19 protein-coding genes are annotated in these 20,907 nt (G+C 59.3%); 13 read left to right on the plus strand and 6 right to left on the minus strand.

Annotated elements, in window-relative coordinates; all coding sequences use genetic code 11:
- Nucleotides 1-445: 445 nt before the first annotated feature.
- On the minus strand, nucleotides 446-724 hold the full coding sequence (locus VGL70_09995) for an antitoxin family protein (GenBank protein ID HEY3303848.1): 279 nt from the start codon (nucleotides 722-724) through the stop codon (nucleotides 446-448).
- A 267-nt stretch (nucleotides 725-991) separates the two neighbouring features.
- On the opposite strand from VGL70_09995, the gene VGL70_10000 reads away from it, so the two are divergent.
- On the plus strand, nucleotides 992-1,999 hold the full coding sequence (locus VGL70_10000) for an ABC transporter substrate-binding protein (protein HEY3303849.1): 1,008 nt from the start codon (nucleotides 992-994) through the stop codon (nucleotides 1,997-1,999).
- Between the two features lie 216 nt (nucleotides 2,000-2,215).
- The gene (locus VGL70_10005; GenBank protein HEY3303850.1) at nucleotides 2,216-3,271 is read left to right on the plus strand and encodes an amidohydrolase family protein; all 1,056 of its coding nucleotides are present in this window, start codon (nucleotides 2,216-2,218) and stop codon (nucleotides 3,269-3,271) included.
- A gap of 61 nt (nucleotides 3,272-3,332) precedes the next feature.
- Here the strand turns inward: VGL70_10005 and VGL70_10010 are convergent, their stop codons facing one another.
- A complete protein-coding gene (locus tag VGL70_10010) occupies nucleotides 3,333-4,373 on the minus strand; it encodes a Gfo/Idh/MocA family oxidoreductase (GenBank protein HEY3303851.1) in 1,041 nt (346 codons plus the stop codon).
- Nucleotides 4,374-4,624: 251 nt separating this feature from the next.
- On the opposite strand from VGL70_10010, the gene VGL70_10015 reads away from it, so the two are divergent.
- From VGL70_10015 to VGL70_10055, 9 genes are all read left to right on the plus strand, one after another.
- Nucleotides 4,625-5,581 carry a tripartite tricarboxylate transporter substrate binding protein gene (locus tag VGL70_10015; protein HEY3303852.1) on the plus strand — a complete coding sequence of 319 codons (957 nt, stop codon included), beginning with the start codon at nucleotides 4,625-4,627 and terminating at the stop codon, nucleotides 5,579-5,581.
- A 5-nt stretch (nucleotides 5,582-5,586) separates the two neighbouring features.
- Nucleotides 5,587-6,033, plus strand: coding sequence for a tripartite tricarboxylate transporter TctB family protein (locus tag VGL70_10020; GenBank protein HEY3303853.1), 447 nt, complete (start codon nucleotides 5,587-5,589; stop codon nucleotides 6,031-6,033).
- Between the two features lie 9 nt (nucleotides 6,034-6,042).
- A complete protein-coding gene (locus VGL70_10025) occupies nucleotides 6,043-7,587 on the plus strand; it encodes a tripartite tricarboxylate transporter permease (GenBank protein HEY3303854.1) in 1,545 nt (514 codons plus the stop codon).
- 120 nt (nucleotides 7,588-7,707) lie between these two features.
- Entirely contained in the window at nucleotides 7,708-8,721 is a 1,014-nt protein-coding gene (locus tag VGL70_10030) for a Gfo/Idh/MocA family oxidoreductase (GenBank protein ID HEY3303855.1), read from the plus strand.
- 125 nt (nucleotides 8,722-8,846) lie between these two features.
- Nucleotides 8,847-10,676 (plus strand): non-ribosomal peptide synthetase, encoded by a 1,830-nt coding sequence (locus tag VGL70_10035; GenBank protein ID HEY3303856.1) that lies wholly within the window; start codon nucleotides 8,847-8,849, stop codon nucleotides 10,674-10,676.
- A gap of 163 nt (nucleotides 10,677-10,839) precedes the next feature.
- The gene (locus tag VGL70_10040) at nucleotides 10,840-11,265 is read left to right on the plus strand and encodes a cupin domain-containing protein (GenBank protein ID HEY3303857.1); all 426 of its coding nucleotides are present in this window, start codon (nucleotides 10,840-10,842) and stop codon (nucleotides 11,263-11,265) included.
- Between the two features lie 181 nt (nucleotides 11,266-11,446).
- Nucleotides 11,447-12,526 carry an Ldh family oxidoreductase gene (locus tag VGL70_10045; protein HEY3303858.1) on the plus strand — a complete coding sequence of 360 codons (1,080 nt, stop codon included), beginning with the start codon at nucleotides 11,447-11,449 and terminating at the stop codon, nucleotides 12,524-12,526.
- On the plus strand, nucleotides 12,526-13,506 hold the full coding sequence (locus tag VGL70_10050; GenBank protein ID HEY3303859.1) for a D-glycerate dehydrogenase: 981 nt from the start codon (nucleotides 12,526-12,528) through the stop codon (nucleotides 13,504-13,506). The genes VGL70_10045 and VGL70_10050 overlap by 1 nt, the downstream gene beginning before the upstream one ends.
- Before the next feature lie 215 nt (nucleotides 13,507-13,721).
- Nucleotides 13,722-14,633: an NAD(P)-dependent oxidoreductase gene (locus VGL70_10055; protein ID HEY3303860.1), complete on the plus strand. Its 912-nt coding sequence runs from the start codon at nucleotides 13,722-13,724 to the stop codon at nucleotides 14,631-14,633.
- Nucleotides 14,634-14,683: 50 nt separating this feature from the next.
- On the opposite strand, the gene VGL70_10060 is transcribed toward VGL70_10055, so the two are convergent.
- The 3 genes from VGL70_10060 to VGL70_10070 form a co-directional block, all read right to left on the minus strand.
- Nucleotides 14,684-15,160: a tripartite tricarboxylate transporter TctB family protein gene (locus tag VGL70_10060; GenBank protein HEY3303861.1), complete on the minus strand. Its 477-nt coding sequence runs from the start codon at nucleotides 15,158-15,160 to the stop codon at nucleotides 14,684-14,686.
- Nucleotides 15,153-16,664, minus strand: a complete 1,512-nt coding sequence (locus tag VGL70_10065; GenBank protein ID HEY3303862.1) for a tripartite tricarboxylate transporter permease — start codon at nucleotides 16,662-16,664, stop codon at nucleotides 15,153-15,155. The genes VGL70_10060 and VGL70_10065 overlap by 8 nt, the downstream gene beginning before the upstream one ends.
- A 393-nt stretch (nucleotides 16,665-17,057) precedes the next feature.
- Nucleotides 17,058-18,071, minus strand: a complete 1,014-nt coding sequence (locus VGL70_10070; GenBank protein HEY3303863.1) for a tripartite tricarboxylate transporter substrate-binding protein — start codon at nucleotides 18,069-18,071, stop codon at nucleotides 17,058-17,060.
- Nucleotides 18,072-18,284: 213 nt separating this feature from the next.
- Between VGL70_10070 and VGL70_10075 the strand changes: the two genes are divergently transcribed.
- Nucleotides 18,285-18,689, plus strand: a complete 405-nt coding sequence (locus VGL70_10075) for a cupin domain-containing protein (protein ID HEY3303864.1) — start codon at nucleotides 18,285-18,287, stop codon at nucleotides 18,687-18,689.
- A 3-nt stretch (nucleotides 18,690-18,692) separates the two neighbouring features.
- Here VGL70_10075 and VGL70_10080 read toward each other — a convergent pair whose 3' ends face one another.
- Complete coding sequence (locus VGL70_10080; protein ID HEY3303865.1) at nucleotides 18,693-19,706, minus strand: tripartite tricarboxylate transporter substrate-binding protein; 1,014 nt, start codon at nucleotides 19,704-19,706, stop codon at nucleotides 18,693-18,695.
- A gap of 211 nt (nucleotides 19,707-19,917) precedes the next feature.
- Between VGL70_10080 and VGL70_10085 the strand changes: the two genes are divergently transcribed.
- A complete protein-coding gene (locus tag VGL70_10085) occupies nucleotides 19,918-20,904 on the plus strand; it encodes an aldo/keto reductase (protein HEY3303866.1) in 987 nt (328 codons plus the stop codon).
- The last annotated feature ends 3 nt before the right edge of the window (nucleotides 20,905-20,907 follow it).

The raw sequence follows: 20,907 nt of genomic DNA on the forward strand, positions 1-20,907 counted from the left end.
TCTCGAAGAAAATCCTCAAGCGTTTTTCCGACGCGAGAGCCGGCGCAGAAACTGCCTCACAGAAACGACTCGAACTCGATGGCGTCGGACCGTCTTGATCAGTTCGAGATCGCGCTTGAGATCGTCGTCCCGACTCACTAGATACTGCGATTTTCCGAGGATAGCCGCTTCCAAGATTTCGTCGTCATCGGGGTCGCGGCATATCTTCAGCTCACCGGAAATTTCCACGATAGTCGCCCGAGCCGCGATCAATCGAACGAACGCTTCTGCATCTGGATGAGGATACCGAAACCGTTTGACCAAACGCGGCCGGTTAAGGACTTCAGCGATTTCGCCGAGCTGTGAAAGCGATGTGATGACGCTAAACTTGTCGCGCCGCCAGGCGGCGACGATTTGTCCCGGCGGTCCGGCAGGCTTGAGAAACGCGGAGACTCAAACGTTGGTGTCAAGCAGAGCGACGAGCGGCACGGCGCTTTGCCTTGACTTCGGCCCTTGCACGAGTCACTTCCGCTTCAATGACGTCCGGGGGGATCGCTTTGGTGCGAGCTTTCATCCTGCGAAGCAAGCGGTCAAAGTCGTTCCGCCACTTTCGCTCTGGGTAAAGTGTGATCAAAACGCGGGACCGCTCCTTCAATTGAAGGGGTCGGAGAGGTCTAAGCACGCCTTTCTCGTATACGGCTTTAACCGTCTCTTCGGCCGGGTGAATTTTTCTTGGCAATGCCATGAGACGGATTATACCGACCCATCCTATGTTCGGCAAGCCACGTCGGCCGATGCCGGCGACTTGTTCGGATACAAGACAGATCGTGCGGCATTGGATCGGCCCGCCGCCGTTTTTGTGGACAAGATGCAGCAGCCGACTAAGTTCGATCTGGTGATCAATTTGAAGACAGCGAAGCAGATCGGCCTGACGATTCCGCCGAACGTGCTGGCAAGAGCGGACAGAGTAATAAAATAAAATTTTGAATTCTGAATTTTGAGTGTTGAATTTATGAATCTAAAATCCCAAAGCGAAAACCGAAAATTGGTGGGGATTGTTGCCCTCGTTGTCGCACTCGCGATGGGTGGGGCTGTGACCATGGCGCAGCAGCCGGGGAAAGTTCCCCGGATAGCTTATCTAAGTGCTACCTCCCCTTCCGTGAACCCGACCCGCATCGAGGCCTTCCGGCAGGGGCTGCGCGAGCTTGGCTACGTGGAGGGGAAAAACATTGTCATAGAGTGGCGATTTGCGGAGGGAAAACTAGATCGCCTGAGGGAGCTTGCAGCCGAGCTAGTGCGTCTTAAGGTTGATGTCATCGTCACGGGCGGTCCGACAACCACGCCCGCTGTCAAGGAAGCAACTACTACGATTCCTATTGTCATGGGGTATGATAATGATCCTGTCGGCTCGGGGTTCGTTGCCAGTCTTGCTCGACCTGGCGGGAATATCACAGGGTTGAGCGCTCTTTCCCCGGAGTTAAGCGGAAAACAACTGGAGCTTCTGAAAGAGATCGTTCCCAAGCTTTCCCGCGTGGCCGTCCTCGGGACTTCGACCCGGCCGGGCAACGCACAAGCGTTAAGAGAAGTGGAACTCGCGGCACGGGCGTTCAAGGTGCAGCTTCAAAACCTAGATGTACTAGATCCCAAGGATATTGAGACCGCGTTCCGAGCCGCAAGCAAGGGGCGTGCGGATGCGATCCTAATGCTGTCGGGCGCCATCCTCAATTCTCACCGAATACAAATTGCAGAGCTCGCGGTAAAGAGCCGGCTACCGGCAGCGTATGGGCAGCCACAATTTGTGGAAGACGGGGGGCTCCTGTCCTACGCCCCAAGCTATACCGACCTGTTCCGGCGCGCCGCCACTTACGTGGACAAGATTTTGAAAGGCGCGAAGCCGGCGGATCTCCCCGTAGAGCAGCCGACTAAGTTCGATCTGGTGATCAATTTGAAGACAGCGAAGCAGATCGGCCTGACGATTCCGCCGAACGTGCTGGCAAGAGCGGACAAGGTGATCAAGTAAGGCGGAAGGCATTTGGCGTGACCCCTCACCCCTTCCCTCTCCCGCCGGGAGAGGGTGAGGGAGAGGGCGCTCTCGCGCAAAGCCGCAAAGGGCGCCAAGTTCGGACAAGCAAAAAAGATTTCTTTGCGTGCTGAGCGTCCCTTCGGCTTTGCTCAGGACAAGCTTGGCGCGAGGAGTAGGGTTTTCTCTACGCTGAATCGAAACAAGAGCGTTCCAATGAAGCGTCGGCGCATGACACGGCCTTCGCGTAAGCGTCCCGCTGTTCGGGCCGCTCGCCGCCAGCAGGGAATACAAACGATCGACATTCACGCCCACTTTGTGCCCGAGAAATACCTCAGACTCATCGAGACGGAAGGAAAACCGCACGGGCTCGGCCTCCGGCGCGGTCCGAACGGACCGAGCATTCTGATCGGCGACATACCGATCGGCCCGATCACGGCGCATTACCATGATTTGGACGTAAGGCTTAAATCGATGGATGCGCAGGGCGTGGCCGTGCATGCCCTCTCGCTCATGCCGCCGATGGTTTACTGGGCGGATGAAGCGTCTGCGCCCGGTGTGGCGCGGCTCGTCAACGACGCGATGGCCGAAGCTGCTCGAGCCCATCCCGACCGCTTCGTCGTTCTGGCCACGCTGCCCATGCAAAATCCTGAGGCTGCTGTGAGCGAAGTGGAGCGCGCCGTCAACGACCTCGGCTGTCGCGGCATCTACCTGGGCACGAACGTTCGGGGAAAAGAGCTGACCGATCATTCGCTCCTCCCCATCTTCGAGCGCATTCACGCACTGGGAGTTCCAATTTTTCTTCATCCGCTCAACGTTATCGGCGCTCAGCGGCTCACGAACTACCATCTACATAACCTTCTGGGAAATCCGTTCGACACCGCGGTCGCCGCAGCCAACTTGATCTTCAGCGGACTCCTGGATCGATTTCCAAAGCTTCAAGTCTGCCTGCCGCATGCGGGTGGCGCCCTTCCTTATCTTATCGGCCGTCTCAACCATGGCTGGAAAGTGCGGCAGGAGTGCCGCGCACTGAAGAAGCCGCCGTCGAGTTATCTCAGACGCTTCACTTACGACACGATCAGCCACGCTCCGGAGTCGCTTAACTATCTCATCAAGCTCGTCGGAGCCGACCGCGTGATGATGGGAAGCGACTACTGTTTTGACATGGGCTACGAGCGGCCGGTTGAAGCGGTTACGGTTCTGAAGCTAAACCGCAATGACCGAGAAAAAATCCTCCACGGCAACGCCGCGCGTCTGCTTCGGCTCGGATAGGATTGCCGATCCTGCATTGAGTCGGAAATCAAAATCTAAAATCGAAAATCGGAGACCTGGTTCAGAGCTGCAACGGCAGAGTGACCGGCTGATGGCGTTCGGCTGAAAGGTCGGCGGCGAGGGTCACTTCCATCACTTGCCGCGCCTGCTCCGGCGTCACGAGCACGGGCCGATTCAAGGCCACAGCTTCGATGAAGTGGATCGTCTCAGCTTCCATCGGCCCCTGGTAGACGTGGCCTACTTGCTCGCCCGGCATCGTTGAGAGCGGGAGCACCATCCCGCCTTTCATCGTGTTCAGCACGATATCGCGGTGGCTGTCGTCGATGAGAAGGGCGCCTTCGGTTCCGACAAACTCGATCGTCGCCGTCGAGAAATGGGGATAACCGGGCGGCAACGCCCATCCCGCGCCGATGGTGAATGCCGTGCCGTCCGCCATCGTCACCATGATCCACTGGCAATCCGGAACGCCATGCGTCTGTTCCATGATCCGATAGACGACTTCGGAGTAGACGCGCACCGGCTTGACGCCCTCGAGACACCAAAGGATAAAGTCGATGTCGTGCGTCGCCTCCATCACGGCTGGCGAGAGCCGAATGCGCCCGCCGATTTTGTTGCCGATGGAGCGAGAGACGTTGCGGCTTACGAGCGCGGTGACTGGATGGCCGAGAGTCCCGTTCACCAGGGACTGCTTTACGTAGGCGTACTTCGGGTTGAAACGCTGCGTGTAGCCGATCGTGAACTTTAGCTCAGCTTTTTTGGCGAGCGCCATCATCTCGTCCGCCTCTTTCAATTCGAGCCCCATCGGCTTCTCCAGCAGCGTGTGCTTGCGCGCAAGGAGGCAGTCTTTGGTGATTGGGTAGTGCGTCGTCTCCGGCGTGCTACAGACGAACATCGCATCGATATCGTCCCGTCGCAGAAGCTCACGGTAATCCGTGGTCGCCGTCTTGGCCCTGGTCGCTTCCGCGACATGATGGAGTTTCGTGGGATCGATCTCGGCCACGTGCACGCCCTCTACCAGGGAATGGTCGGCGCAGACCTTCGCCCGAATTTCTCCGATCCATCCCGTGCCGACAATTCCGACATTGATCTTCCGATCCGTCATTTTTATCTTTCCTGAGAGTTCAGCGCGATCACGCCGGCACACTACGCCAGATTATCCCAGCGATCAAGTATCTGAGCCCGATGCAGGCGGCGAGAACCGTATTGCACTTCCTGCGCGACGTATAGTAGGCTCCCAACCCGTGGCACTTTTTAAGGGGTGAAGGATGAAAGTAATGCAGCTCACTCGTCCAGGCGGATCTCTATTTCCGCTTTCAGCTTTCATAATTCATCTTTGAGATAAAGGAGGTCGTTATGATCACGTCTAAAGGAATTTTGGTACTCACATTGCTGGCGACTCTCATTTCGGGAACCATCGCGACCGCGCAGGAGTTTCCGACCAAAGCCGTCGAGCTGGTCTTGCCGTTCGGAGCCGGCGGGTCTCACGATCTCACCGCCAGAGCGGTTGCCAGCGTGGCTCACCAGTACCTCGGTCAACCTTTGCTGGTCATGCTCAAACCGGGCGGCGGCGGCGCGGTCGGCTCTCAGCAGGTGATCAGAGCGAAGCCTGACGGCTACACGTTGGCCTTCGGCGGCACGGGACCCAATACCGTCTTTGCCATGGTCCAGAAGGTGCCCATCGGCCCCGACCAGTTCACGCCGGTGGCCCGGATCAACCACAGTCCGACAATCCTCGCCGTTCGAGCCGATGCGCCCTGGAAAAACTTCCGCGAGCTGATCGAATACAGCAAAAAGAACCCCGGAAAGTTCAACTTCGCCAACACCGGGCCGTGGGGAGCGGCGGATCTGCCGATGCGTCTGATCGCGCGCGCGGCGGGGGTTGAGTATAACAACATCCCGTATGACGGCGGCGGCCCGGCGTTGCTCGCCGTGCTCGGCGGTCACGCCGACGCGACGTTCGGTTTCTCGCCGCAGCTTTTGCCGCAGGTGGCGGCTGGCAAGATGCGCGCGCTGGCGATAACGGACACCAAGCGCCACCGCGATTTTCCTAACGTTCCGACAGTGAAAGAAGAAGGAATCGACGTGGTCTTCACCATGTGGCGCTCGGTGCTCGCGCCCAAGGGAACACCACAACCCATCCTTGACAAGCTGGAGGCGACCTTCCGGAAAATCAGCGAGGATAAATCCTTCCACGCCCTCATTCAAGGACTCGGCGACGACGTTCAGTTCCAGGGTGGAAAAGAGTTCGAGGCTACCTGGCGCCAGGAGTGGGAGATGTTTTCTAAGGTTGTAACCGTCGCGCAGAAGTAACGGCGATGGTCAGCCGCGATGTGGCGGTGGCCGCGCTGGCCCTGGCGCTCGGCGCTGCAGCCCTCTTCGAGTCCGCGAAATTACCGCTCGGCACAGCACGCAACCCGGGACAGGGATTTTTTCCATGGTGGACTAGCGTCGTCATTGTTTTGCTCGCGATAGTCCTCATGGCTCAAGTGCTGACATCGCGTTCAAGCACCGGCCAACACACCCCCGGCCGGATTGCAAAGGTGACTGCGCTTCTGCTCGTCCTTGCCGCGTACGCCTTACTGCTCGATTTTCTCGGCTATCTGATTTGCACGTTTTTCCTCGTCCTGTTCATGCTACGGGCGACCGATCCCCAACGGTGGGCGGTCGCCCTCGGCATGGCGGCGGCGACCGCGCTTGGTTCGTACGTTCTCTTTGCTATCTGGCTGAGCGTGCCGCTGCCGCGGGGCACACTTTTAGGCTGAGGCTCCGCCATGGATCTCTTCAACAGTCTCGCCACCGGCTTTGCCGTCGCGCTGACGCCGGGCAATCTGCTCTACTGCTTTCTCGGCTCATTGATCGGGACGGCCATCGGCGTCCTGCCGGGTCTCGGCCCGCCGGCCACCATCGCTCTTCTACTGCCCGTCACGTACGGGATTCCCGCCACTTCCGCGGTCATTTTGCTCGCCGGAATTTTCTACGGCGCGATGTACGGCGGCTCAACGACGTCGATCTTGCTGAATATCCCCGGGGAGGCGGCATCGGTCGTCACCTGCCTGGATGGCTATCAGATGGCGCGGCAGGGGCGGGCCGGCGCGGCGCTCGCGATCTCGGCATTCGGCTCTTTCATCGCCGGCACGCTCAGCATCGTCGGCTTGATGCTCCTCGCGCCGCCGCTTGCCGCGTTCGCGCTCAAGTTCGGAGCTCCGGAGAACTTCGCGCTTCTCCTCCTCGGCCTCATGATGGTCGGCTATCTGGCGGGAGCGTCGATGACCAAAGGGCTGATGATGGCGTGCATAGGGCTCTTGCTTGGAACGGTCGGCTTGGATCCGATCATGGGGACGCAGAGATTCACCTACGGGAGCTTCAAGCTCAGCGGGGGATTCGAGTTCATCCTCGTGGCCATGGGACTTTTCGGCATCGGAGAGGTGCTCGTAAACGTCGAGCAGATCATCAAGGCCGAAGTAGTTCAGACGAAGATCCGGAGGCTCCTGCCGAGCCGCGAGGAATGGCGCACGGCAGCCGCGCCGATCGCGCGCGGATCGCTGCTGGGATTTTTTGTCGGCGTGCTGCCCGGAGGCGGGGCGATCATCTCATCGTTTATCTCGTACGCGCTGGAGAAAAAGCTCAGCAAACACCCGGAGCGCTTCGGCAAGGGCGCAATCGAGGGAGTGGCCGCGCCGGAAGCGGCGAACAACAGCGCGGCAACCAGCTCCTTCATACCGCTGCTCACGCTCGGGATTCCGGGCAACGCCTCGATCGCGATGATCTTCGCCGCGCTGCTGATCCACGGAGTAAGGCCCGGACCCTTGCTGGTCGCGGAAAAGCCCGAGGTGTTTTGGGGACTGGTCGCTTCCATGTACATCGGCAACATCATGCTCCTGGTTCTAAACCTTCCGTTGATCGGCCTTTGGGTAAAGCTCCTTAAGGTCCCCTACCCGCTGCTGGCGCCGCTCATTCTGGTGTTCGTTCTCATCGGAGCGTACAGCGTCAATAACAGCGTCTTCGATGTGGGGATCACCATCGCCTTCGGCTTTTTCGGCTACCTGATGCGCAAGTTCGATTTTGAACCGGCGCCTTTAGTCTTGGCCATGATACTTGGCCCTCAACTCGAAGCTTCGCTCAGGCGCTCCCTGATTTACTCGAGAGGTGACCTCGGAGTCTTTTTCGAGCGCCCGATCGCTGCTACGCTGATGGCGCTGGCGTTGCTGGTGCTACTCTCTCCTGTGCTTCGTTGGATGCTTGGCCACAAGATCCGGGACATTGTCAGATCGCCGTCCGAGCCAGGTGCACCAGGAAACAATTCCGCTTCGAAATGAATTCCTACAAGAGGGTCAATATGAAAATTCCTTTTGCAAGTGTTGCGATCCTGATGCTGCTAGCTTTTTCGACTGAGCGCTGATGAGGCAGCCCGAAGAAGATGGACAAAAGGAAAAGGTATGGAGCCGGTTAGAGTCGCAACGGTGGGTATTGGGCGTTGGAGCAATGTTCTCGCTGACGCTATCCCTGGAGGAACAAACCTGAGCCTCGTCGCGTGCACCACCCGTTCGGCGGAGAAGCGCGCAGCCTTCGCGGAAAAATACCGGTGCCGGCAGGCAGAAAGCTATGACGCGATCTTGAAAGACCCGGAAGTGGAGGCTGTGCTTCTCACGACGCCGGACTCCCTCCATGCCAAGCACATTATTGCTGCAGCGCAGGCGGGAAAACATGTCTTCGTGGATAAGCCCTTCACCTTGACGGTTGCCGCGGGGGAAGAAGCCACCGAAGCTTGCCGACGGGCCGGTGTGGTCCTAGCGGTAGGTCACCAGCGAAGGCGGCAGCCGGCGAATCGAGGGCTGAAAACCCTGATCCAGGATGGCGCGCTTGGACAGCTAATTCAGATTGAAGGAAACATCTCCTCCAGCACCGGCTTCGAAATGACGCCCACGGTCTGGCGAGCGCATCCCGAAGCGTCACCAGCCGGTCCCATGACCTGGCTCGGCATTCATCATGTCGACACCTTCCAATATCTCCTGGGCCCGATCAGTTGCGTGGTCGCCCTCTCCCGCCGGCAGGTCCTGAAAGGCATGGAGATAGACGACAGCACCGCTATCCTGCTCGAATTCGAGTCTGGGATCTTGGGCTACCTGGGGACTTCTTCTGTCGTGGCGAACCGCACCGCGATTCTGACTCTTCACGGAAGCGAGGCCCATGCTTTCAGCGAGGCTGAAGGTTCTCGGCTCTATCTCTGGAAGAAGGGGGAGCCGGACAGGTCGCCCCTCCCGCTAAAGCCGGTGGACACCATCGTTGAGGAACTGGCAGAGTTTGCCCGGTGCGTGCGCGAAGGCAGCCGGCCGGAGGTGGGAGGAGAAGAGGGGACGGCAAATGTGGCAGTTCTGGAAGCGGTTGTCGAGTCGATTTCGACCGGGCAACCGGTAACAGTCAAGAAGGGCGACATGGAAAGTCCGCGATGAGTTTTTTTGTAGCGATCGCAGACGACCCGGTCTACCTGCAGTTGCAGTTTGACGGAAACGAAAAGATACGTTTAGTATTTCCCGTCATTTTTTGAATGTGGACGTCTCCGGCGAACGGAGTCATAATGCCTGCTGCTGTGCATCCTACAAACACGTTTATTGCTTTTGAAAACACCGCGATAGAACGCTCCATTACTGCGCGTTTCGAACAACAGGTTGCTCGATATCCCGACCGCCTTGCGGTGGTGACCCCGGAGTTGCAATTCACCTACGCCGAGCTCAATCATGTTGCCAATCGTATCGCTCGCGCCATCCTGGCGCGTGTCGGAGACGGTGAAGAGCCCGTTACGCTTCTCCTTGAGCAAGGACCCACTGCCATTGCGGCGATCTTGGGAGTGCTCAAGGCGGGAAAGATCTACGTATCGCTGGATCCGGCATTTCCTCGCGCGCGCACGGCGGGGATGCTGGAAGATTCCCGGGCGAAACTGCTCGTCACCGACACCAAGTGTCTCTCTCAGGCCCGGCGGTTAATGAAACCAGAGCAGCAGGTTCTCAACTGTGACGATCTCGATCCAACCATTCCTGGCGCAAACCTTGATCGGCTTATCGGTCCCGATACGCGCGCGCTAATCCTCTATACCTCAGGCTCTACCGGGCAACCCAAGGGCGTGCTGCATAACCATCGAAATATTCTTGTTGAAACGAGGAACTACACCAACGACTTGCGAATTTGTCCGTACGACAGGGTGGCAATGTGGCATTCGTGCAGTTTTGCCACCGCCGTCCGAAATATTTATGCCGCCTTGCTGAATGGAGCGGCGCTGTTTCCTTACGATCTCGCCGCCGAGGGATTTGGATCGCTGGCCGAGTGGTTGCGCACGAATCGGATCACCATTCTCCACACACTGCCGACCACCTTTCGTCATTTTCTCGGCACAGTGACGGCGGAGGCCACATTTCCTACGGTGCGCATATTGCTACTCGGCGGCGAAGCGATCAACCGCACCGATGTGAATTGTTTCCAGCGTCATTTTTCGCCGCATTGCGTGTTGGTGCACGCCATCGGTCCGACTGAAACGTTTATCATTCGCCGGCTTTTTATCACCCACGATTGGCGCGGCAGCGAGAGCAAAATTCCCGTGGGCTATCCGGTTTCCGACAAGGAGATTCTACTGTTGGACGAAAGCGGCCGCGAGATCGGTCCCGGCCAAGTCGGAGAGATCGCGGTCAAAAGCAGATACGTGGCGCTGGGCTACTGGCGACGGCCGGAGCTCACGGAGGCCGCCTTCATCCCCGACCCCCACGGCGGGCAAGAACGGCTTTACCTTACGGGCGATCTAGGCACAATGCGCCCCGATGACTGCTTGTTTCATATGGGGCGCAAGGATTTTCAGGTAAAGATTCGCGGCTACAGAGTCGAAGTTGATGAGATCGAAGCAGCGCTCCTAGAATTGGACTCGATCAAAGCGGCTGCAGTACACGTTAAAACAGATGACGCAGGAGAACAGCGTCTGATTGCGTGCCTCGTACCTGTCGCGGACGCGGCTCCGACCGTCAGCGAACTACGTCGCCAATTGACACAGGCTCTGCCGGATTACATGATTCCCTCCGCCTTTGTGTTCCTCGAGACTCTTCCGATGCTGCGCAACGGCAAGATCGACCGACGAGCGTTGCCCGCGCCTGAACGCAAACGCCCGGCGTTGAACGTGCCCTACGTTGCGCCGCACACCTCCATCGAGTCGGACTTGGCGCGTATCTGGGCTGAAGTGCTGGACATTGATGAAGTTGGTATCGATGACAATTTCCTCGAGCTCGGTGGCGATTCCCTGCTCGCCATTCGGATCCTGTCACGCGTCAATAAGACGTTCCGGCTGAACTTATCCATAAAGGCGGTTTTCAACCGGCCGACGGTCGCACGGATGGGAGAGTTAATTGCCTTACATCGAGAGCTGTAAGACTGATCCAACCACGGGAGTCGCCGCATTTCGGTTCCAGATACCAAGAATGGTTGGAGCGATCGCCGCGTCATCCACCCCCGGCGTGTCTTCGAACTTGACGGCTTCTCAGCCGCGCTGTTAGAGTTCGCCCCACACCCCCAATTCCGAGAGGAGATTGACCATGGCAGAGGCGCACATTCTGAAAATCGATTCGTTGCCCGTATTCGACCGCGGCAATGGCATCCAGACGATCCCGCTCGTGACTAAAGAGATCGGCTCAAAGCATATGACGACCGGGCTGACCCGCTTTCCGGCGGGCGCGAAGGTTCCGCTGCACTCGCACAACTGTGACGAGCAGGTCACCATCCTTGAGGGCGAAGCCGAAGCTGAGATCGACGGCCGGCGCCATCGTCTCCAAGCTTACGACACCACGCTGGTTCCGTCCGATAAGCCTCATCGGTTCGTGAACGTGGGGAAAACGCCGCTGCTGATTCTGTGGATTTACGGAACCACGGAGGTGACCCGAACCTTTACTGAAACCGGCGAAACAGTCGCCCATCTTTCCGAGCGTGATCTCGTTGGCTCGCTGCCTCCCAAGGGGAAATAGCAGCATTAAGCATTCTTCGCGGTCTTGGCGTCTTGGCGCGACCCTCACCCCTTCCCTCTCCCGCTCGCGGGAGAGGGCGAGGGAGAGGGCATCTCGCGCGACGGCGCAAAGGGCACAAGAAAGACGGCGCGATGCGAAACCCGAAACTTTCAGAGCAAGCTGATAGCTGACTGCTTTTAATATGAGCCAACCTCCATCAACGGACCGCCGATTTCAATCGACCGAACTCGAAGCGTTCGCCGCCCGCGCGCTCGCGGCGGTAGGATTGCCCGGCGCAGACGCTGAACAGGCGGCCCGGCTGATGGTGTTGGCCGACCTGCGCGGCGCCGACGGCCACGGAATTTTCCGCTTGCCGCAATACGTTCGCCGCATCCGAACCGGCGGGATGAACGTTAAACCGAACATCCGCGCGGTCCGGGAGACCGAGGCGACGGCCCTGGTCGACGGCGACAACGGCATGGGACACTTGGTGATGCGCTTCGCCGCCCAGGCCGCGATCGAGAAGGCGGAACGCGCAGGCGTCGGCTGGGTCGGAGTGCGGCGGGGCAATCACTCGGGGCCCGCCGCCCTCTATGCCATGATGCCTCTCGAGCGGGATATGATCGGCATCTACATCGCGGTCGGCAACGCCAACCATTTGCCGCCCTGGGGCGGCGTGGAGCTCTTGCTCAGCACCAACCCGATCGCCTGCGCAATCCCGGCGCTTGAAGAGCCGCCGATCGTGCTGGACATGGCCACGACGGTTGCGGCCTACGGCAAAGTGAAAATCAAAGCGCAGCGTGGCGAGCCGCTCCCTGAAGGCTGGATGATCGACGCTCACGGCAGGTCCTTGACGGACCCGAAACGCGCCGAGGAAGGTTTTCTGCTCCCGATCGGAGGTTACAAAGGGTACGGTCTGGCGCTCATCTTCGGTTTGCTTGCCGGCACGCTGAACGGCGCCGCATTCGGCCACAACGTCATCGACTTCAACAAAGACGATAGCACGCCGACGAATACCGGCCAGCTGATCATCGCGCTCGATATCGCCCGATTCTCGCCCCTTGAGTCGTTCAAGCGGAGCGTCGATCAAATCATCCGCGAGATGAGAAATTCGAAAAAGATGCCGGGGGTCGAGCGCATCCAGGTGCCCGGCGAGCAGAGTCACGCCACGTGGCGCGAGCGCTCCGCGCACGGCGTCCCGATGAACGACGCGCTCCTTAACGATCTCGAGCGAGTGGCCAGAGAGCTGGGCATAGAGGAACTCAGGCGGACATCGCGCTAATGCGTCCGAAGATCTTCGTCACGCAGCCGATTCCCAAAAAAGCGCTGGCCCGACTGCGCGAGATTGGCGAAGTCGAGCTGAACCCCAATCCCGTTCACATCATCACAAAGCCGGAGCTGATCGCGGCGCTCAAGCGCAACGACTATCTCTTCTGCCTGCTCCACGACACCGTGGATGCGGAGGTGATCAACGCGAGCCCGAATCTCAAGCTCATCGCCTCGATGGCGATCATCCCGGCCGGCATCGACGTCGCCGTCGCGACCGCACGGCGCATTCCCGTGACCACGCTCCCGCCCATCGTCACCGAGGCGACCGCGGATCTTCACTGGGCGCTTCTCCTGGCCGTGGCTCGGCGAATCGTGGAAGGCGACCGCGCGCTCCGCTCCGGCGTGTTTGCCGGCGGCCAGTCGATGCGGTTCGTCGGATCCGAAGTGCACGGCAAAACATTGGGGATCGTCGGTCTCGGCGCCATCGGAGAAGCCGTCGCCCGGCGCGCCACGGGATTCGGCATGCGCATCCTCTACACCAAACACCACAGACTGGACGAAGCGCGCGAAGCGGCGCTCGGCGTTCAGTACCGCAGCCTGGACGATCTTCTGCGCGAGTCGGATTTCGTCTCGATCAATGCCGCGCTCGGCCCCGAGACCGTCCATCTGATCGGCGAGCGGGAATTCGCCCTCATGCGTCCCTCCGCTTACCTCGTGAACACGGCTCGCGGCCCGATCGTGGATGAGAAAGCTCTGGCGCGAGCGCTGGAAGAAAAACGCATCGCGGGCGCGGCGCTCGACGTCTACGAGCATGAGCCAACGGTAGAGCCGCGACTCATCGACCTACCGAACGTCGTGTTGACTCCGCACCTCGGCAGCGCGACGCTCGAAACGCGCGAACGAATGACGACGCTGGTGGTTGAGAATATCGCCACTGTCATCGAGGGCCGCCGGCCGCCGAATCTCTACAATCCGGAGATATACGGCTCATGAGCCTAACTTCGTGACCTTCGTAATACTATGCTTAATAGTTTTCGCGATTTGCGCAAATTTACCTGTCGCCCAGAGCTGTTAAAGGGCGGGGATTTGCTCGCGCCAAGACGCCAAGAACGCAAAGTTGAAAGAATTTTATCTTGGCGGCCTTTGCGCCTTTGCGCGAGACAATCCGAGACTGACCGGTGCGCGAAGCACGGCAAGGAGACTATGAGATGAAACGAATCGGCATCATCGGAGTCGGGCTCCTCGGAAACGCGGTGGCTTCGCGCCTCCTCCAAGGGAAATTCGAGGTGAAGGGCTACGACGCGCGCTCCGAGCAGGTCAAGGCGCTTCGAGCTAACGGACTCACAGCGGCGCGGAGCATCGCCGAGGCGGCAGCACAAGCCGACGCCGTCTTCACGATCCTGCCGTCGCTCACGAGCGTCGAGACGACGATCCTCGGGCCGGGAGGCCTCATCGAGACGGCGCCGCGAAGCTGCACGTTGATTCAGATGAGCACCGTCCCCCCCGAGCTGGCGCGCCGTTTGGGCGAGGCCGCCGCCGCCAAAGGGCTTGGCTTCCTCGACGCGCCCATGAGCGGCACGAGCGCGATGGTGGCGCGCGGCGAGTGCGCGATCTTCGTCGGCGGCGACCGCGCGCGCGCCGAAGCCTGCCGGCCTATTTTCGACGCGATCGCAAAGAAGACATGCTACATCGGCGATGTCGGCATGGCCTCGCTCGCGAAACTGGCCGCAAACCTGCTGGTTGCGCTCAACACCGCGGCGCTGGCGGAGGCGCTCGTGCTGGGAGCGAAAGGCGGTTTAGCGCCGGCCGTGCTGCTCGATGCTCTAAAGGAGAGCGCGGGCGCTTCAAAGATGGTCGAGGTGCGCGGTCCGCTCATGGCGAGCCACCGCTTCGACGCGCAGATGAAGATCGATCTGTTCTTGAAGGATTTTCAGCTCATGATCGATGAAGGGCGGCGTCTCGGAGTCCCGCTACCGCTGACCAGCATCACGCAGCAGTTGGCCATGGCCGCCGCCGTGGCAGGACGCGGCGGGGAAGATTTCGCCGCGATCATCACGCCGCTGGAGCGGCTGGCCGGACTGGGAGATGATCCTCGCTCTCCAAACAAAAACCCTCATTAGAGGACGAGCCGCCGGCCCGCGCGTCGTTGAGATTGCAATTTACCGACGGTTCACAGGCCCAACCAGGTTTGCAGCAATCCGTCTTCGAACTGCAGGTGAACGATGCGCTGGAAAACGACATAGAAGAATCCCCACGCCACGGCCGTGAGGCCGATGGTCTGCCACCAACCTACCTCGCCGCGCAGAATTAAGAAAAAAAACATAAAGAGCGGGACGGCGACGGGGAAACCGAAAAGAAAAACCAACAAGATAAAACCGGCGATCCAGAGAAAAATACCGATCACGCGGCGCCGCGCCACGTCGGGCGGCACGTCGGTCGCGAACTCGAGATCCACGGCGGGGCCGCCGCCGGTCGCCGCCTTGCCGAAGAGGTCCAGAAGAAGTTGCGTCGCCGCAAGGATGAGGAGAGGAATGCTCACGGCGAGAGGAAAAAGCGCGGCCTTGAACGTCCATCGCAGCGCCGAGTGGATGGCGTAGACGGCGACGGCGATGAGAAAAAGACAAAAAAGAACGCGCGCCTTACGCATCGGCGATGTCCCTCGAGCGCAGGCGGCGATCTTGAATGTATGGATAGGCGATGACCAACGCCGTGAGCAGGATCAGAAACACCACGATGGGATGCATGAGCCATGAGAATCCATAGCGCGCAACCGAAATGAAAAGATAGGTTTCGATCAGCTTGCCAAGAACAAAACCCAAAACCAGTGGCGGCCGCGGCCAGCCAAAGAGCACCATTATGTAACCGAGAAAACCGAAAATGAAGGTCACAATCAGATCGGCGATTTGGTTGTTCGCGGTGTAACTTCCCACGAAGACCAAAAATAGGACAAAAGGGATCATCAGTCCGCCCCGGACGTAGGTTATTTTCGCCAGATGGTTCAGTACCCCAAGGCACAAAATCACACAGATGATATTGGCGATCACCAGAGTCCAGACCATCGAAAAGGTGATCGCGAGGTGCTTCGTCAGCATATCCGGACCGGGCACGATGCCCATGATCAGAAAGCCGCCGAGTAGAATCGCCATCGCCCCGCCGCCCGGCACTCCGAAGGCGATGGTCGGGATAAGCTCCCCGCCTTCCTTGGAATTATTCGCAGCTCCCGGACCCAACACGCCCCGAATGTCTCCTTTGCCGAAGCCCTCCCGCTCTTTGGAATTCTTAGCGCTTTGGACCGCGTGAGCGTACGCCATCCACTGCGCCACTCCGCCGCCGGCGCCCGGCATGATGCCGACGAAGACGCCGATGGCCGAGCAGCGAAAGACTAGCCAGAAGTGGCGAAACGTATCTTTAATTCCTTCGATGACTCCCTTTTGCAAATCTTCCGCGGGTCGATCTCCCGCGATAGCGGTTCCACGAACGGCCAAATCGACAACCTCCGGGATGGCGAAGATTCCGACCAAAACGGGTATCAGATCGAGACCGTCCCAAAGGTACATCATGCCCATATCGAAGCGCAGCGAGCCCGACTGGCGCTCCTGACCGATCGAGGAGAGCAGCAGACCGAGCAGACCCATCGCAAATCCTCTGATCTGCCCCTGCGTTCCCAAGCCGCTCAGAGAAGTGATGCAGGAAATGCCGACGATCGAGAGCATGAAAAGCTCCGGCGAGCCGAAGGAGAGAACCAACGGGCGAACGATCGGAACCGCCAGCGCCAAAAACACCGCGCCGATCAAAGCGCCTACCAGAGAGCTCATCAGCGCCGCGCCGAGAGCCCGGCCGGCTTCTCCCCTCTTGGCCATCGGGTGGCCGTCCAAGACCGTCGCGGCAGACAAGCCCTCGCCCGGAACGCCGAAGAGCACAGAGGTGATGTCTCCGGTTGTGGCGGCGACCGAGTGCATCCCCAGCAGAAACGCAAAGGCCTCGGCCGGCGACATTTTGAAAATGAACGGGAGCATCAGCGCCAGGGTGGCGGGGCCGCCGATGCCGGGGAGAAGGCCGACGACAAAGCCCAAACCCATCCCGACCATCATCAAGCTGAAGGCCTTCCATTGCAGCACCAGGAACAGGCCGTCGATCAGCGCGTCAAACATTTTTCTTACTGCTCCTATCAGGCGCGATGTGAGATCATCGGCTTAGGCGACGAGAATGCCCAACGACGTTCGGGCGCGAATATATGGGATGATAATTCGGGCTGTCAAGCGTCGATATTGACGGCGGTAAGGAGCAATGTTAAGGGTCGGCGAAAGTTTTGCCGAGCAAACCACGGAGAGGAGCACAACATGGTGAAGTTGGTTTTAGCCGCCGGGGTTCTCCACCCACCCCGGCTTGTGCGAAAATTTTTTTTACAATAATCTGCCCTCTTTTTGCATCGGCATGGCCGAGGAAGCCCAGGGACCTCAGGAGACCTGGTGTCCCATGCCCCGATACGTCGTTCGGGGACACGTCCCGTTGGCGAAAGCTCTCTTCAAATATGTAGTCGGAGCTTAACCTTCGGCCTTGATATATTTTCCCATCTCTTTCAAGGTCTCGGGCGTCTGATTGAGAAGCGCGTTAAAATCCTTCAGCACCTGCTCGTGCGAGATGAAGGAAAAATCGATCTTTGCTTTCTTCCCCTCGGCCAGGAACTCCGGATCTTTCACCACTTTGGCAAAAGCCTCCCGTAACATGGCAAGGCGATCCGCCGGCGTTCCCGGAGCGGCGGCAAAAGCCCTGCCTATGGCCTGAGGGATGGATTTAATTCCCATGAGCGATTTTCCCAGCGGGCTCGTTGCCAACTCTTCGTCGACCGGCAGATTCTCGAAGCCCGGCGCCGCCACCCGACCCCGCACGAGCGGACGCACCACCCCTCGGTCCGCGGCGAGTTTAATCGTCGTCGCAAGCGCGGACCACGAGTCCACTTCCTTACGCTCGACCGCCAGGAGAACATCACTGTTCGCCGGATAACCGGAGACGAGTTTCAACTTGGCGCCCGCGAACTCTTTCAAGAGGAGCGGAAAATCGTGAGCATTCGATCCGGGCCCGGTCGTTCCTGCCACCAGCTCGCGGTCGGCTTTGCGAAGATCGTCGAAAGTCTTGTAGGGTAAATCCGCTCTGATCGAGAGCGCCACGCCGTCCGCGCCCGAAGAGCCTATCCATTGAAACTTACGGACGTCGAAGCGGACCTGCTCGACCTTTGAAAGCTGCGCGATCGCGACATTAGGGTTAGCGGCCAAGAGAGTCAGACCGTCGGGCTTCGCTACATTGAAGACATGGTTGGTCGCCAAGAGGTGGGCGGCTCCGGGCATATGCTGAAGAATCACGGTAGGCTTGCCGAGGAGGTATTTCCCCAGGTGGTGCGTGACGATTTGCGCAGCGATAGCGAGGCTTCCGCTCTTCGCCCCGAGATATACGGTAATCGTCTTTCCCTCGTAGAAGTTCGCTTGCGCTCGGGCGGACGAGAGCATCAACGGAATCATCAAGAGGCCGAACAGGATACTTGCGATCCCCATGCGTTTCATAGCACTCCTCCTAAATTTAGAAATTTTTTTCACAGGAGCCGTTAAGGCCTGCCTACGCCACCGCCAACACATTTCCAGTTTTCGAGCTAGCGGAGCGTATCCAAGAAGAGACAGGCGTGTCAAGAGGCGATGAGCGCGGCGGCTGCGAGACAAGCTGGACATTTCGTTCGCCTTGGCGTAATTGGATTTTATTCCGAGCAGAAGGGAGAAAAAATGCCATTTTACAAAATCGCCGAAATGCAGCAGGTCCCCGCCACGGCCAACCCGCTGCAGTTCGTCCAGACCGCCGTCGGCGAATTCATGAAGGCGGGAATCGTGACCAAGCCGGACGAGGAAGGCCCGCCGCTCCACATGCATCCCAACGAGGAACAGTTCACTCTTGTGCTTGAGGGCAAGCTCCACTTCGTCCTCGGCGACGAAGAGCGCATCTGCGAGCGCGGAGACTTGATCCACATTCCCCGCTTTACCAACCATCGAAGTCGCGCCATCGGCGGCCCGGCGGTTTTCTTCACGGTGAAGAGCCCCGCCGGAGACGGCGACTTGGACCAGGACTACAACCGGGCCGAAGGCGCGGAGGAAGCCGAGAAACGCTTCGCGGAAGCTAAGAAACAAAAATAGCGATTACCCCCCGAACTTGATGTACTTGACCATCTCCTGCTGCACATCCGGCGGCTGCTGAAGAAGAACGGTAAAACTCTTGAGCACCTCGTCTCCGGACATATAACCGAAATCGATTTGAGCCTTTCGACCGTCGGCCTCCAGCTCAGGGTCCTTCAGAACTTTCGCCAACGCATCTTTCAGAAGAGCGACGCGGTCCGCCGGCGTTCCCGGCGGAGCGGCAACCGCCCTGCCGATCACCAGGGGGGCGGTCTTGATCGCCATCAATGCCTTCCCGACGGGATTCGTCGTGAAACTCTCGTCTACCGGAAGATTCTCGAATCCCGGTGACGGCACCCGGGCCCGGACAAGAGGCCGCACGGCGCCGCGCTGAACCACCGGGCGGACCGTGGCGGCGAACGCGGCCCAGACATCGACTTCCTTGCGCTCGATCGCCAGGAGGATATCGGAATTGGCGGGATACCCGGAAACGAACCTGAACTTCGCGCCGCCGAATTCTTTGAGCATCAGCGGAAAGTCGTGGGCGTTCGAGCCCGGCCCCGTAGTTCCAACGACCAACTCGCGGTCGGCCTTTCGCAACTCCTCGAAAGTCTTGTAAGGAAGATCCGAGCGGACGGTAAGCACCACCCCGTCGGAGCCCGACGAGCCAAGCCACTCGAATTTCCTCACGTCGAAGCGGACCCCGTCCACCTTGATCAGTTGAGCGATCGCAATGTTGGGGTTGGCTGCCAGGAGCGTCAGGCCGTCCGGTTTGGCCGTGTTGAAGACATGGTTCGTTGCGACGATGTGCGCGCCGCCAAGCATGGGTTGAACAACCACCGCCGGATTGCCGGGAATGTACTTGACGATGTGCTGGGCGATGATCCGCGCGGCGACGATGCTGCCGCCGCCCGACGTCCCGATCAGTATCGTGATCGCTTTCCCCTCATAGAAGCGCGCTTGAGACCACGCCGGCGAAACCATGAAGGGTATCGTCGAGAGGCTGATCAGGATACTCGACATCCACGTGCGTCTCATAACTCCCTCCTGACTATGGTTAGAAATCTAAAACGTCGCACGAACCATCAAAAATCCGCTTCCAACTATCCCAACCAGTTTCCCGGCTTCGAGCTAGCGGAGCGTAGCCAGTAAGAGATAATTGTGTCAAGAGGCAAGAGCACTACGGTTGTTGCGCAAGCCGCAATACAATGTTAATTCGTGTTCGACACTCGTTCGCCGAAGGAATTCGATGAGGCTTCGTCCAATAGGAAAAACCGGACTTAAAGTTTCAGCCATAGGGCTTGGATGTTCGGGAATGTCGGAGACTTACGGCATCGCCGACGACCGCGAGTCGTCGGCGACGATCCAGCGCGCGATTGAGCTGGGAATCAATTTTTTCGACACCTCGGACGCCTACGGCAACGGGCACAACGAAGAGCTGCTGGGCCGTGCGATCAAGGGCCGCCGCGATTCTCTTATTATCTGCACCAAGTTCGGCAATATTCGCGACGCCAAAGGACAACCCACCGGCATCGACGGCCGGCCGGAATACGCGCCGGCAGCATGCGAGGCGAGTCTCAAACGGCTGGGGGTCGATGTGATCGATCTATATTATCTCCATCGCGTCGATCCCAACGTGCCGATCGAAGATACCGTAGGCGCGATGGCCAAGCTCGTCGCGCAAGGCAAAGCGCGCCACATCGGCCTGTCGGAAGCCGGCGCCGAAACTCTCCGGCGCGCGCACGCCGTCCACCCGATCGCCGCTTTGCAAACCGAGTACTCGTTGTGGACGCGCGATGCTGAGAAAGAGTGGCTGCCGACTTGTCGCGAGCTGGGCATCACGTACGTGGCTTACGCCCCGCTCGGCCGCGGCTTCTTGAGCGGAAAAATCCGTAACAGCGACGGCCTGACCGAGATCGACAGGCGCAACCGCCATCCCCGCTTCCAGACCGAGAACCTCGCCCGGAATCTCGCTCTGTTAACGCCCTTGGAGGAAATCGCCGCCGCGAAAGGCTGCACGCCGGCGCAGGTCGCTCTGGCGTGGGTGCTGGCGCAGGGAAACGACATCGTGCCGATCCCCGGAACCAAAAGGCGCGCATACCTCGAGGAAAATGCCGCCGCCGCGGAGATCAAACTTAACGCTAGAGATTTGGCCAAACTCAACGAGACATTCGTTCCGGGCTCGACCGCGGGCGCGCGCTACCCTGCCGCGCAGATGGGAAACATGGGGCGGTAACCC

This window comes from Candidatus Binatia bacterium, from assembly GCA_036504975.1.
Lineage (GTDB): Bacteria > Desulfobacterota > Binatia > UBA9968 > UBA9968 > JAJPJQ01.